This window comes from Mycobacterium riyadhense, from assembly GCF_963853645.1.
Taxonomy (GTDB): domain Bacteria; phylum Actinomycetota; class Actinomycetes; order Mycobacteriales; family Mycobacteriaceae; genus Mycobacterium; species Mycobacterium riyadhense.
In genome coordinates this window covers 4,999,538-5,012,590 of record NZ_OY970456.1, presented here as the reverse complement: position 1 = coordinate 5,012,590, position 13,053 = coordinate 4,999,538, and the positions used below count along the sequence as shown (strand labels likewise).

The following is a 13,053-nucleotide window of genomic DNA, read 5'->3' as shown; positions in this document are numbered from 1 at the left end:
CAGTGCGCTAGCATCACGCACATGAGGACGCTTTATCTGCGCAATGTGCCTGATGACGTCGTCGAACGACTTGAGCGCCTCGCCCAACGCGCCAAGACGTCGGTCTCCGCGATTGCGATACGTGAGCTCGCCGAGGCGTCCCGACGCGCTGACCATCCCGCGCTTCTCGCGGACCTCCCTGACATCGGGATCGACACGACTGAACTGGTCGCAGGTATCGACGCCGAGCGCGCCGGTCGATGATCGTAGTTGACGCCTCGGCCGCGCTGGCCGCTCTGCTCAACGCTGGACAAGCTCGACAATTGATCGCTTCCGCGCCCCTACACGCCCCGCATCTCATCGATTCGGAAGTCGCAAGCGGACTCCGCAGGCTAGTTCAACGGAATCGGCTTGGCGCGGCCGACGGATGGAGTGCACTACAAACGTGGCGCCGCCTCGCAGTGACTCGCTATCCGGTAGTCGGCCTCTTCGAACGGATCTGGGAAATCCGCGAGAACCTGTCCGCATATGACGCCAGCTACGTCGCTCTGGCGGAAACCCTCGATTGTGCGCTAGTCACCGCGGACGCTCGGCTCAGCAACTCCAATCAAGCTCGGTGCGCGATTACGGTCGTGCCCAGGTAGCAGTCGGGCTTACGCTCGAGGCTCTTCAGTACGCGTCGACATTTCGGCCGCCGGGCGGTCCGTACAAGTATGGGTAGTGCACGTTGGGGTCGTTCGCGGGACGCATATCCGGCGGTGGCGGAGCGGTGCGCCACGCCGCGGGAAGGCGGCAGCCGGTGTCGTAGTTGTAATCCACCAACTTTCCGTGGTTCACCAAGTTGATCAAGGCGCCGTCATCGCGGATCTGAGAGTCGTTGGGCGCACCCGTTTTTGGCGGTACGGCGGGCGCGGAATCATTTGACCGAAAGCCCGCAGCCGAGAACACCGGTGCCAGCTCGGTAACAATCTGCACCCATTGTTCGTTATTGGGTGCCGGTTCACCGAAGAAATGATCGCTCTCTTCCTGCTTGCCGATGGTGCGGTTGAACGGATCCTTGCATCCTTTGGTCGGATGGATGATTGCAGTGCTTGAGAACTGAGTCTGCGGTGAATATTTCGCGATCGCCGCGCGAATCGCCGCGTCCAGCTCGGCTAGTTGCCGTTCGACCCTTTCCAGATCGGGTCGGCCGTTGACGATCTTCTGCAAGCGATCTAGTTCATCGCGTCCGGGATTGGCGTAGGGGTTAAGTGTTGTCGGCTTGATACAGCCGCCGAGCAGCAAAGATATGCTCAACAGCCCAGCGGCCACGGCGCAGTGTGCTCGGCTCATTCGTGGTGAACCGGGATCGGAGGGGGTATTTCGTAAGGGCCGGACCCGCCGGGAAGCGTATCCACGCCCACCGCTCGAGGGGTGATGAGGTCATCGGGCAGCCCGGCCAACACCGCTGCCAAGTTGTAACCGCTCATGCGTAGTTGCCCGTTGCTGCCCATGCGTGCGTATTCGGAGTGACCATAGGCCCGCTCATGAACTTGGCCGTCGCCATATTCGCCCCCTGGGGCTCGCCCGGTACTGGTCGATAGTTCAGTCATTCCAGGCAGCTGCTGCGGCGCAGCACCGAATGCACCGAAATCGGGAATGATATCGGACACATGGTCATTCACGCCGATCATGTAGTAGGCACGCCCCGGTTGAACGCCCAGCTGTGAGACGTTGGTCAGCTCGGTGCCTGGGGAACCGTACAGTACGACGTCGCTCACCGGCGCACCCTGCTGCAGCGCAAGACTGGTCACGAGCGACCCATAGGAGTGGCCGAACGCCGTGATGTGCTTATCCGAGACATTCGCGGCAGCGGCTAGCCCCCTATAGAACCTGTTGAGTGGCCCTGCGGCGTCGCGTGCGAGCCAGTCGTGGGTCACGTCTTTGAGACTGTCGGGTGCGTCATACCCTAGCCACACAATCGACGCGACTGCATCGTAATTTGGTGTGCCCGCGTATTTGCGCAGGTCGCTCGCCTTGTTACGCTGTGCTTCGGCTTCCCGGACCATATCCCCCACACTTGAGCTCGCCCTGGTATTAAGGCCACCCACGGTGACGCCGACCCGTTCGGCATTGTCGACATCGCCAATTCCGACTGCCGCCAACGCTTTTCGCGGATTACCAGTGGTGTCCAGCAGGATCAGACTGGTGCCGGGGTTCGCGGCAAGCGCATCTCGTAGCGCGTGCAAGTCTGCCAACTTCTCGGGGTCGGTGTGCCACACACCATTGCGGTCTAACCAGCCGTGCTGCAGCCGAATGATTTCGCGTTGCAGCACAGGCATGTTGAGTTCGCTGCGGATATCGGTCGGGATGCCGTCGAGGTTGCGGACGGCATTGGGGAACCACTCTTTGACCCGATCCTGCTGGCCCGGGGTCAGTGCATGCCACCACTTTTCGACCGCCTCGGGATCGCTGCCTGGTGGTGGCACCTGCGGCATCTTGGGTAGCTCGTGGCTGAGTTGAGCATCGACCTGCTCGGGTGACAGATCTCCGTCGGCGCCACGAATCGCGGCCGCCAAATCCTCATCGGCCCACTCGGCGTCAGCCAAAAGCCGGTTAATGCTTTCGGTCAACCGGACCGCTTCGTCAAGGATGACGCGCTGATCGCCAGGCGAGAACGACACCAAGTTCGTCGGCGGAGACACCGCACCGGTCGCGTTGTTGATTGTCAGGTGAAAATCCTGAGCGGTCTCGCGGATTGTCTGCAGGCGCAACTTGATCGCAGCGACCTCCTCAGCCGACTTTTCCGCCGCCCGACCGACCGCCTCGCAGGCGTCGACGTGGGTGTCGAGGATAAGCGTCGTGCGTTGCGTTTCCGCATGCGCCGCTTCGGCGGCATCGCCGCCGAAATCGAGCATCCGCATGGTTTCACCAAGTGCGGCGGACGCGGTGCGGGCGCCGTGTGAGCGCTTGATCGCGGCATCGAACACGGCTCTGATCGCCGCGGGATCCCAGCGCTCAATATCGGCCAGAGTCAACGTCATCGCAGTGACATGGCGTTGCGCTGCTCCATCTCGGTGAAACTCACAGCGGCGTATCGCATGCCGTAGGAATGTTCGCCGAAGCGGTCGCGGTGAGCGGCACTGATCCTGGCCCATCGGTCGAGCAGTCCCGACAACGCGTTCGCCGACGACCCAACCCAACCCGCGTGCGCTCCTTGAGCCGCATCATGGCAGGACTGTTGTAAGGCCACCAGCGACGCGCCATGGTTGGCAAGCTCATTACCCACATGGCATAGCAGACCGGGAATAGCTCGTAACCCCACTTCCATGGGGCGGAGTATTACAGCCGTCTACAAGGCGGGCCACTCACTGCGCCGAGCAGACGCAAAAGCCCCCGCACGCTCCGCGTGCCCGGGGCTTTTGCGCCTGCTCGGCGTTACTTGCGGGGCCTGCGGGCCTTCCGCTTGATGCCCACACCGCCCCACAGTGAGAAGCCGCGAATCTTCACGGTCGGCGCACCCGGTGTGCCATCGCCCACGACGTCGCGGTCGAAGCCACCCATCAGACCGCGGCCGTGGATTTCGACGTTGACTTCGGGCGGTAGCAGGATGTTCTGCACACCCATGATCGAGTACGCACGGATGTCGACTTCGGTAGAGGTGAAGTCGGCGTAGCGCAGATCCACCACCCCGCTGCCCCAGAGCGTGACGGTCGTGAGCTTCTTCGGCACATTCCATCGGCCGCGTCGCTCGAACCCACTCATGAGGGCCAGCAGCAGCGTGGACGGCGCCGGATTGCACTTGCCGCCCCGGCGGGGGTTGACCGGCGAATCCGGAAGGTCGGCCCGCAGCCGATCCAATTCCTGATACGTCGTTGCGGCATAGGCCCTTGCAAGCCGGTCTTCGTACTCGTTCAGCTCCAAGCGGCCCTGCTCGGCCGCGTAGGCCAACAATTGCGCAATTTGGATGCGATCGGTGTCGGCCGCACGCGAAGACTGATCGCGCGCTTCCTTCGCGTCACGTTGCGCTGAGTTGCTCATCACCCACGAGCGTACGACGTAGAGATTTTGCTGCAAGAGGGGTTGGCTAAACTGCAACCTTCCTCCGGCACCCCTGGCCCACCGCACCGCTACTGGCCAGCGGGTGCCCAGCTGGGAGCACGTTTCTGCAAGAAGGCCAGCATGCCTTCGCGCGCCTCGTCGGAAACAAACAGCCGGGCCGACTCCTCGGTGAGCCGTTCGGCATCGCGGTCGAATCCTTCGAGTATTGCGGCGGTGGTCAGCGCCTTCGACGCCGCCAGCCCTTGCGGTGAACCGCGTCCCACGTCGGCGACCACCGCGGCCACCGCGGCGTCCACATCGTCGGCTGCCATTGTCACCAATCCGATGTCGGCGGCTTCGCTGGCGCCGAACTTTTCGCCGGTCAGGTAATAACGGGCCGCTGCGCGGGGCGACAACTTGGGCAGCAAAGTGAGCGAGATGATCGCCGGGGCCACGCCAATCCGGGCCTCAGTCAGCGCGAAGGTACTGCGTGGGCCGGCGACCACGATGTCGCAGGCACCGACCAGACCGAAGCCGCCGGCCCGGACATGCCCGTTAATGGCGCCGATCACCGGCAGCGGCGAGGAGACCATGGCGCGCAGCAGCGTGGTCATTTCCCGCGCCCGCGCCACGGCCATGTCGAATGTCGATAGTGGCGACCCGCTTCGCCCGGCTACGCCGCCCTCGCGATCGCCACGTGCCGATGGTGGCGACCCGCTTCGCCCGGCTACGCCGCCCTCGCGATCGCCACGTGCCGATGGTGGCGACCCGCTTCGCCCGGCTACGCCGCCCTCGCGATCGCCACGTGCCGATGGTGGCGACCCGCTTCGCCCGGCTACGCCGCCCTCGCGATCGCCACGTGCAGATGGTGGCGACCCGCTTCGCCCGGCTACGCCGCCCTCGCGATCGCCACGTGGGTCACCACCGCTGGCCTCGCTCAAGTCCGCTCCCGCACAGAACGTGCCGCCGGTATGGCCGAGCACCACCGCGCGCACCGCCGGATCCGCGGCTGCTTCCCGTAGTCCCTGGTGCAGTTGGCTGATCAGCGTGCTGGACAGCGCGTTGCGGTTGTGCGGCGAATTCAGCGTCAACCGGGCCATCGGGGCGCCGGACTCGGCCGGGCCCGCATACTCGACGAGGTTTTCCATCTGTGAGGCTTCAGTAGGACCGGGGCAGGCCCAGCGAGGTTTGCGCGACGAAGTTCAGCACCATCTCGCGACTGATCGGCGCGATCCGCGCCAAGCGGGCCGAGGTCATCATGGCGGCCACGCCGTACTCCTGGGTCAGCCCGTTGCCGCCCATGGACTGTACGGCCTGGTCGACGGCGCGTGAGGACGCCTCGGCCGCGGCGTATTTCGCCATGTTGGCCGCTTGGGCAGCGCCGCCGTCATCGCCGTGGTCGTAGAGCGTCGCGGCCTTCTGCATCATCAGCTTGGCCAGCTCGACCTCGATGTGGCACTGCGCCAACGGATGTGACAGTCCCTGGTGCGCGCCGATGGGGGTGGACCAGACCCTGCGGGTCTTGACGTAGTCGACGGCCCTGCCGAGCGCGAACCGCCCCATCCCCACAGCGCTGGCCGCACCCATGATGCGCTCGGGGTTCAGGCCCGCGAAAAGTTGTGCGATGGCAGCGTCTTCGGCTCCGACGAGCGCGTCGCTGGGTAGCCGGACGTCGTCGAGGAAGACCTGGAACTGGCGCTCGGGGCTGACCAGTTCCATGTCGATCGGGGTGTAGGTGAACCCGGGCGCGTCGGTGGGCACCACGAACAGCGCCGGGCGCAGGTTGCCGGTCTTGGCTTCCTCGCTGCGACCGACCACCAGCACCGCCTGCGCCTGGTCGATGCCGGAGATAAATACCTTCTGGCCCTTGATGATCCAGTCACTGCCGTCACGACGTGCGGTCGTCGTGATCTTGTGCGAGTTGGAGCCGGCGTCGGGCTCGGTGATGGCGAACGCCATCGTCAAGGAGCCGTCGGCGATGCCGGGAATCCAGCGCTTCTTTTGTTCGTCAGTACCGAACTTGCTGATGATGGTTCCGTTGATGGCGGGGGACACCACCATCAGAAGCAAAGCGCTGCCGGCGGCCGCCATCTCCTCCATGACCAGTGACAGCTCGTACATTCCTGCGCCACCGCCGCCGTACTCTTCCGGCAGGTTCACTCCGAGGAAGCCGAGTTTGCCTGCCTCGGCCCACAACTCGTCGGTGTGTTCGTGCTTGCGCGCCTTCTCCAGGTAGTACTCGGCGCCGTAGTTGGACACCCACGCGACTACCGACTTGCGCAGCGCCTGGCGTTCTTCGCTTTCGATGAAGCTGGTGTCTGTCACTGTGAATCTCCTTTTGCTTCTGACGCTTCCACTCGTGCCGGGTCTGGATGGTCGTGACCGGCTGCACCCGGCTGCGCCGCGCTTGCGATCACTCCGAGAATGGCGCCCACTTCGACCTGTTGGCCGGTGTTGACGTTGACCTGGGTGAGCACACCGTCGGCAGGCGCGGCGATGGTGTGTTCCATCTTCATCGCCTCCAGCCAGATCAACGGCTGGCCGGCGGTGACGGTGTCGCCGACCTCGGCGCCGATCCGGATGACGCTGCCGGGCATGGGGGCCACCAGCGACCCTTGCGCGACGGCCGAACCCGGTTCTGGGAAGCGGGGCAGCGCGACCAGGTGTACCGGGCCAAGTGCCGAATCGACGTATACATCTTGGTCGCAGCGTGCGACGGCGAAGCGGTGGTCGACCCCGTCTGCGGTCAGCACGACCTGGTCGAACGTGGACGAGACCAGTTGCACCGTCTCGACACCAGGCAGCTCTAATCCGGTTCTAGTGAAACGGTATTCGACTATGTGGTCGGTGTCGCGATCGTCACGGTACGTTTTGCCCTGGTAGCCCGACGGTAGATTGCGCCAGCCGCTGGGAATCGAGCCAAAGACTCTGGCGACGGTCCGGTTGTGCGCGGCGTCGGCAAGGGCGGCGGCGATGGCTGACAACCGGACGGTTGCGGGATTGGCCAGCGGCGCCGACAGCTCCGCCAAACTGTGCGTGTCGAAGAAGCCCGTGTCGGTGGCGCCGTCGAGGAATGCCTGATGGCGCAGCACGTTGACCAAGAGTTCGCGGTTGGTGCGCAGGCCGTGCAGGCGGGCGCGGGCCAGTGCGTCGGCGAGCACCAGCGCGGCCTGCCGCCGCGTCGGAGCATAGGAGATGACCTTGGCCAGCATCGGGTCGTAGTGGATCGACACCGTGGAACCGTCGACGACACCCGAGTCCAGCCGGATCCCGGTGCGCCGTCCCAGGGTTTCGAACTGCGCCCGAACCCCCGGAACCTCGATCGTGTGCATCAGGCCGGCCTGCGGCTGCCAGCCACGCGCAGGGTCCTCGGCATAGAGCCGGGCCTCGATCGAATAGCCTTGGGCAGCAGGAGGTTCCGTATCGAGTCGGCCGCCCTCAGCAATCATGAGCTGCAGTTCGACGAGATCGAGCCCGGTGGTCTCCTCGGTGACCGGGTGCTCGACCTGCAGCCGGGTGTTCATCTCCAGGAAGTAGAACTCGCCGTCATCATCGGCGAGAAATTCCACCGTCCCGGCACCGGTGTAGCCAATCGCTTCGGCGGCCAACCTGGCCGCGTCGAACAACTTGGCGCGCATGCCCGGTATGCGCTCCACCAACGGTGACGGCGCCTCTTCGATGATCTTCTGGTGGCGGCGCTGAATGGAGCATTCCCGCTCCCCGACGGCCCACACGGTTCCGTGGGTGTCTGCGATGACCTGAACCTCGACATGATGCCCGGTGGGCAGGTAACGCTCGCAGAACACCGTTGGGTCGCCGAATGCCGACTGTGCTTCGCGCTGGGCCGCGGCGACTTCGGCTGGCAGGGCCGACAATTCGTGAACCACCCGCATCCCGCGGCCACCGCCGCCCGCCGACGCCTTCACCAGGACCGGCAGCTGCGCATCGGTGACCGTGTCGGGATCGAGTTCTTCGAGCACCGGCACCCCAGCGGCGGACATGAGCTTCTTGGACTCGATCTTGGAGCCCATCGCCCGCACCGCCTCCACCGGCGGCCCCACCCAGATCAGCCCCGCCTCGGTCACCGCCACCGCGAATTCGGCGTTCTCCGAGAGAAATCCGTACCCGGGGTGCACGGCGTCGGCGCCGGCGGCGCGAGCGGCCGCGATAAGCGCCTCGGCGTTGAGGTAGTCATTCGTCTTCGCCAGTCGCACCCTGGCGTCGGCCTCGGCGACGTGCGGCGCGCCGGCGTCGGGGTCGGTATAGACGGCGACCGTGCTTAGGCCCAGCCGGCGGCAGGTGGCGAACACCCGTCGGGCGATCTCGCCACGGTTAGCCACCAGTACTCGAGTGATTGACATGGGCTTCACATCCTGAAGACGCCGAAGTTCGACGTCCCCTTGATCGGGCCATTGGCGATGGCGGACAAACACATTCCCAGCACGGTGCGGGTGTCGCGCGGGTCGATCACCCCATCGTCGTAGAGCATCCCGGACAGGACGAGTGGCAGCGACTCGGCTTCGATCTGGCCCTCGACGGCGGCCCGCATCGCGGCGTCCGCGGCCTCGTCCACCTGCTGCCCGCGAGCTTCGGCGGCTGCCCGGGCCACGATCGACAGCACCCCCGACAACTGGGCGCCGCCCATCACCGCCGACTTGGCGCTCGGCCAGGCGAATAGGAACCGGGGATCGTAGGCGCGCCCGCACATGCCGTAGTGGCCCGCGCCGTAGGATGCGCCGATCAACAGCGCGATGTGCGGCACGGTGGAGTTGGACACGGCGTTGATCATCATCGAGCCGTGCTTGATCATGCCGCCTTCTTCGTACTCCTTGCCCACCATGTAGCCGGTGGTGTTGTGCAGGAACAACAACGGTGTGTCGGAGCGGTTGGCCAGCTGAATAAACTGCGTGGCCTTCTGTGATTCCTCGCTGAACAGCACGCCCCGAGCATTGGCAAGGATGCCCAGCGGGTAGCCGTGCAACTGGGCCCACCCCGTCACCAGCGACGACCCGTACAACGGCTTGAACTCGTCGAATTCGGAGCCGTCGACAATGCGGGCGATCACCTCGCGCGGGTCGAACGGGATGCGCAGGTCCGCGGGGACGATGCCGATCAATTCCTCGGCATCGAACAACGGCTCGGTGACCGGCCTGGGCGTGGGCCCCTGCTTGACCCAGTTCAACCGCGCCACAATGCGGCGTCCAATCCGGATCGCATCGAGCTCGTCGAGAGCGAAATAGTCAGCCAAACCCGATATGCGGGCGTGCATTTCGGCGCCACCCAGTGATTCGTCGTCGGACTCCTCGCCGGTGGCCATCTTCACCAGCGGGGGACCAGCAAGGAAGACCTTCGAGCGTTCCTTGATCATCACCACGTGATCGGACATGCCGGGCACGTACGCCCCACCCGCGGTGGAGTTGCCGAATACCAGTGCAATGGTGGGGATCCCGGCCGCCGAGAGGCGCGTCAGATCGCGGAACATCTGCCCGCCGGGTATGAAGATCTCCTTCTGGGTGGGCAGGTCCGCCCCGCCGGACTCCACCAGCGAGACCACCGGAAGTCGGTTTTGTAAGGCGATCTGCTTGGCCCGCAATATCTTTCGTAGTGTCCACGGGTTGCTGGTGCCGCCCTTGACCGTGGGGTCGTTGGCGACGATCATGCACTCCACGCCGGAGATCGCGCCGATTCCGGTAACCAGGCTGGCGCCGACCGTGAACGCGGTCCCGTACGCCGCCAACGGGCTCAGTTCGAGAAAGGGGGAGTCGGGGTCGACGAGCAGCTCGATGCGCTCCCGCGGCGTCAGCTTGCCGCGGGCGTGGTGACGCTCGACGTATTTCGGCCCGCCGCCGGCAAGCGCCTTGGCGAGTTCGGCGTCGATCTCGTCGAGCCGTGCGGTGGCCGCCGACGCGGCATCGGCGAAGGCCGCGGCCTTCGGATCGAGAGTGGACTTCAGCACGGTCACGACCACCGCCGACGATGCAGTGGGGGCACCCCCAGCCGCGGAGCGGCGAGGGGGACGGAGCGATGAGGAGGAGGCGGTGCAATCACGATTGATACCCCAGACGTTTGGCGGCCAGTGCGGTGAGGATTTCGGTGGTTCCACCGCCAATGCCCAGAATTCTCATGTCCCGGTACTGGCGTTCTATTTCGGACTCGGCCATGTATCCCATCCCGCCGAACAGCTGAACAGCTTGGTGGGCGACCCATTCGCCGGCCTTGACGGCGGTGTTCTTGGCGAAGCAGACCTGCGCGATGAGGTCCGTCTCGCCGGCGACCTGACGCTCCACCACGTGGCGCGAGTACACCCGGGCGACGTCGATGCGCCGGGCCATCTCGGCCAGCGTGTTCTGCACCGATTGCCGGGAGATCAGCGGCCGGCCGAACGTCTCCCGGTCGCGGCACCACTGCGCCGTGATGTCCAGGCACCGTTGTGCGCTCGAATACGCCTGCGCGGCCATGCCGATGCGTTCGGAGACGAACGCCTGGGCGATCTGGGCGAATCCACTGTTCTCGGCGCCGACGAGATTGGCTTTCGGCACCCGCACGTCGGTGTAGGACAACTCGGCGGTGTCGGAGGACCGCCAGCCCATCTTGTCCAGCTTGCGGGTGACCTCAAAGCCGGCAGTGCCCTTCTCGACCACAATCAGCGAAACCCCCGCTGCGCCCGGCCCTCCCGTGCGTACCGCGGTGACGACGTAGTCGGCGCGAACCCCGGAGGTGATGTAGGTCTTGGCGCCGTTGATCACGTAGTCATGGCCATCCGATACGGCCGCGGTCCGCAGATGTCCGACATCGGAGCCGCCGCCGGGTTCGGTGATGGCCAGCGCGCCGATCCTCTCGCCGGCCAGCGTGGGCCGCACATACGTCTCGATCTGCCGCTCATCGCCGGAGGCGATCATATGCGGCACCGCGATGCCGCAGGTGAATAACGATGCCCAAACCCCTCCGGGCATGCCGGCCTGATGCGCCTCTTCGCAGACGATCACCGAGTCGGCGCCGTCGCCGCCGCCACCGCCGGCCGCTTCTGGCATGCCCACGCCTAGCAGGCCGGTGGCCCCAGCGCGCCGGTGCAGCTCGCGCGGCAGGTCGCCGGTGCGCTCCCACTCGTCGACGTTGGGCAGAATCTCGCGTTCGGTGAACGCGCGCACCGTCTTTCGCAGCTGGTCGCGCTCGGGTGTGTTCCAAATGCTCACAAAAGGCTCTCCGGAATGTCGACGTGTCGGCTGCGCAACCATTCGCCCAGCCCCTTGGCTTGCGGATCGAATCTCGCTTGGTAGGCGACGCCTTGGCCGAGTATTCCCTCAATGACGAAGTTCAGCGCCCGCAAGTTAGGCAGCACGTGGCGGGTGACCTCAAGCTCGGCCGTTTCGGGAAGCAGCTTCTTGAGCAGCTCGACCGTCAGGGTGTTGGCCAGCCAGCGCCACTGCTCCGCGGTGCGGACCCAGACACCGACGTTGGCCGAGCCGCCCTTGTCGCCGCTACGAGCTCCGGCGATCAGGCCCAGCGGCGCGCGCCGGGTCGGGCCGGCGGGTAGTGGTTCGGGTAACGGCGGCGCCGTGGCCAGTGCCAGCTCTAAAGTCTCGGTGGCGCAGGGAATCTCGACGCGAGTGCCGTCGGGATGCACGGCGATGTGCGGCACCTTGACGGCGTCGACGTAGCCGGGGGTGAACACGCCGTACACCTGACCGTCCCCGGGCGGGGCGGTGACAGTGAACCCGGGATAGCTGGCCAGGGCCAATTCGACTGCCGCCGAAGAGAATTGGCGGCCCACGTTCGCCGGGTCGGGATCGCGGACGACGCAGCGCAGCAACGCGCTGGCGGCTTCTTCGGTGTCGGCGTCGGCGTGGTCGGTGCGGGCCAGGGTCCATTCCAGCTCGGCGGGCTTGACGGTCAAGCTGGATTCCAGCTGCCGTCGCACCAAGTCGGCCTTGGCCTCGATGTCCAGGCCGGTCAACACGAAAGTCATGGTGTTGCGGAATCCGCCGATGCTGTTCAGCGACACCTTCAGCGTGGGCGGCGGCGGCTCGCCCACCACACCGCTGATCCGGACCCGGTCTGGGCCGTCATCGGACAGCTCGACGGTGTCCATGCGCGCGGTCACATCCGGGTTGGCATAGCGAGCGCCGGTGATCTCGTAGAGCAGCTGCGCGGTGACGGTGTCGACGCTGACCAGGCCCCCGGTGCCCGGATGCTTGGTGATCACCGCGGAGCCGTCTGCATGCACCTCCGCTAGGGGGAAACCAGCGTAGCTCAGATCCGGGATTTCGGTGAAGAAGGCGTAGTTGCCACCGGTGGCCTGGACGCCGCATTCGATGACGTGCCCGGCCACCACGGCGCCGGCGAGCTGGTCGTAGTCGGTGCGCCCCCAGCCGAAGTGCGCGGCGGCGGACCCGACGATCACCGAGGCGTCGGTGACCCGGCCGGTAACGACGACGTCGGCGCCGGCGTTGAGGCAGTCGACGATGCCCCACGCGCCGAGGTATGCGTTCGCGGTGAGCGGTGTGCCGAGACCGAGTTCGGCCGCGCGGGGCTGCAGGTCGTCGCCTTCGACGTGGGCGATGCGTGCCGGGATGCCCAACCGCTCGGCCAGCGCCCGTATCGCGTCGGCCAGCCCGGCGGGATTTAGCCCGCCGGCGTTGGCGACGATGCGCACCCCGCGGTCGCAGGCCAGCCCGAGGCAGTCCTCGAGTTGGGTCAGGAAGGTCTTGGCGTAGCCCCGGTCGGGGTTTTTCATCCGGTCCCGGCCGAGGATCAGCATGGTCAGTTCGGCCAGGTAGTCCCCGGTGATGTAGTCCAGTTCGCCGCCGGTGAGCATTTCGCGCATGGCTGACAGCCGGTCGCCATAAAAGCCCGAGCAGTTGGCGATACGCGCGGCACTGGAAACGGGAGCCATGCACGTCCTCTCTTCATTGGGACTGTTCGGTAACGCGACCAACCAACCAACCGGTAGGTTAGCATCGCCGCGTTACGCCACAGGGACCTGTGCGCTATCGGTGCGGATCGGCTCCTGGAGGCTCCAGAAAGGGTCCGTTTTGTGCCGTCCGTCGGAGTAGA

The 13,053-nt window shown here is 65.7% G+C and carries 11 protein-coding genes and 2 pseudogenes; 2 read left to right on the top strand and 11 right to left on the bottom strand.

Annotation, left to right across the window (positions count from 1 at the left end; translation table 11 throughout):
- The first annotated feature begins 21 nt into the window (after positions 1 to 21).
- Positions 22 to 243 (top strand): antitoxin, encoded by a 222-nt coding sequence (locus tag AADZ78_RS22010; RefSeq protein WP_085253102.1) that lies wholly within the window; start codon positions 22 to 24, stop codon positions 241 to 243.
- Positions 240 to 623 carry a type II toxin-antitoxin system VapC family toxin gene (locus AADZ78_RS22005; protein WP_085253103.1) on the top strand — a complete coding sequence of 128 codons (384 nt, stop codon included), beginning with the start codon at positions 240 to 242 and terminating at the stop codon, positions 621 to 623. The genes AADZ78_RS22010 and AADZ78_RS22005 overlap by 4 nt, the downstream gene beginning before the upstream one ends.
- A 25-nt stretch (positions 624 to 648) precedes the next feature.
- On the opposite strand, the gene AADZ78_RS22000 is transcribed toward AADZ78_RS22005, so the two are convergent.
- From AADZ78_RS22000 to AADZ78_RS21950, 11 genes and pseudogenes are all read right to left on the bottom strand, one after another.
- The gene (locus AADZ78_RS22000) at positions 649 to 1,311 is read right to left on the bottom strand and encodes an LppA family lipoprotein (protein WP_085253104.1); all 663 of its coding nucleotides are present in this window, start codon (positions 1,309 to 1,311) and stop codon (positions 649 to 651) included.
- Positions 1,308 to 3,002 (bottom strand): alpha/beta hydrolase, encoded by a 1,695-nt coding sequence (locus AADZ78_RS21995; RefSeq protein WP_085253105.1) that lies wholly within the window; start codon positions 3,000 to 3,002, stop codon positions 1,308 to 1,310. Before AADZ78_RS21995 ends, AADZ78_RS22000 begins: the two co-directional genes overlap by 4 nt.
- Positions 2,999 to 3,289: a hypothetical protein gene (locus AADZ78_RS21990; protein WP_085253106.1), complete on the bottom strand. Its 291-nt coding sequence runs from the start codon at positions 3,287 to 3,289 to the stop codon at positions 2,999 to 3,001. The genes AADZ78_RS21995 and AADZ78_RS21990 overlap by 4 nt, the downstream gene beginning before the upstream one ends.
- A gap of 107 nt (positions 3,290 to 3,396) precedes the next feature.
- Positions 3,397 to 3,999, bottom strand: coding sequence for a DUF1707 SHOCT-like domain-containing protein (locus tag AADZ78_RS21985; RefSeq protein ID WP_085253107.1), 603 nt, complete (start codon positions 3,997 to 3,999; stop codon positions 3,397 to 3,399).
- An 89-nt stretch (positions 4,000 to 4,088) separates the two neighbouring features.
- A pseudogene (locus tag AADZ78_RS21980) lies at positions 4,089 to 4,730 on the bottom strand (enoyl-CoA hydratase family protein); the annotation flags it as partial.
- Between the two features lie 189 nt (positions 4,731 to 4,919).
- Positions 4,920 to 5,147, bottom strand: a pseudogene (locus AADZ78_RS21975) (enoyl-CoA hydratase-related protein); the annotation flags it as partial.
- 10 nt (positions 5,148 to 5,157) lie between these two features.
- On the bottom strand, positions 5,158 to 6,324 hold the full coding sequence (locus AADZ78_RS21970) for an acyl-CoA dehydrogenase family protein (RefSeq protein ID WP_085253109.1): 1,167 nt from the start codon (positions 6,322 to 6,324) through the stop codon (positions 5,158 to 5,160).
- Positions 6,321 to 8,360, bottom strand: coding sequence for an acetyl/propionyl/methylcrotonyl-CoA carboxylase subunit alpha (locus AADZ78_RS21965; protein WP_085253110.1), 2,040 nt, complete (start codon positions 8,358 to 8,360; stop codon positions 6,321 to 6,323). The genes AADZ78_RS21970 and AADZ78_RS21965 overlap by 4 nt, the downstream gene beginning before the upstream one ends.
- A gap of 5 nt (positions 8,361 to 8,365) precedes the next feature.
- Positions 8,366 to 9,955 (bottom strand): acyl-CoA carboxylase subunit beta, encoded by a 1,590-nt coding sequence (locus AADZ78_RS21960; RefSeq protein ID WP_139829053.1) that lies wholly within the window; start codon positions 9,953 to 9,955, stop codon positions 8,366 to 8,368.
- A gap of 88 nt (positions 9,956 to 10,043) precedes the next feature.
- The gene (locus tag AADZ78_RS21955) at positions 10,044 to 11,192 is read right to left on the bottom strand and encodes an acyl-CoA dehydrogenase family protein (protein WP_085253111.1); all 1,149 of its coding nucleotides are present in this window, start codon (positions 11,190 to 11,192) and stop codon (positions 10,044 to 10,046) included.
- On the bottom strand, positions 11,189 to 12,892 hold the full coding sequence (locus tag AADZ78_RS21950; protein ID WP_085253112.1) for an acyclic terpene utilization AtuA family protein: 1,704 nt from the start codon (positions 12,890 to 12,892) through the stop codon (positions 11,189 to 11,191). Before AADZ78_RS21950 ends, AADZ78_RS21955 begins: the two co-directional genes overlap by 4 nt.
- Positions 12,893 to 13,053 lie beyond the last annotated feature (161 nt).

What these genes read in the sequence shown, in the direction of transcription:
- AADZ78_RS21995 (WP_085253105.1), bottom strand. Translation starts at nt 3,002, where the DNA reads ATGACGTTGACTCTGGCCGATATTGAGCGCTGGGATCCCGCGGCGATC.
- AADZ78_RS22010 (WP_085253102.1), top strand. Translation starts at nt 22, where the DNA reads ATGAGGACGCTTTATCTGCGCAATGTGCCTGATGACGTCGTCGAACGA.
- AADZ78_RS21965 (WP_085253110.1), bottom strand. Translation starts at nt 8,360, where the DNA reads ATGTCAATCACTCGAGTACTGGTGGCTAACCGTGGCGAGATCGCCCGA.
- AADZ78_RS22005 (WP_085253103.1), top strand. Translation starts at nt 240, where the DNA reads ATGATCGTAGTTGACGCCTCGGCCGCGCTGGCCGCTCTGCTCAACGCT.
- AADZ78_RS21990 (WP_085253106.1), bottom strand. Translation starts at nt 3,289, where the DNA reads ATGGAAGTGGGGTTACGAGCTATTCCCGGTCTGCTATGCCATGTGGGT.
- AADZ78_RS21985 (WP_085253107.1), bottom strand. Translation starts at nt 3,999, where the DNA reads ATGAGCAACTCAGCGCAACGTGACGCGAAGGAAGCGCGCGATCAGTCT.
- AADZ78_RS22000 (WP_085253104.1), bottom strand. Translation starts at nt 1,311, where the DNA reads ATGAGCCGAGCACACTGCGCCGTGGCCGCTGGGCTGTTGAGCATATCT.
- AADZ78_RS21950 (WP_085253112.1), bottom strand. Translation starts at nt 12,892, where the DNA reads ATGGCTCCCGTTTCCAGTGCCGCGCGTATCGCCAACTGCTCGGGCTTT.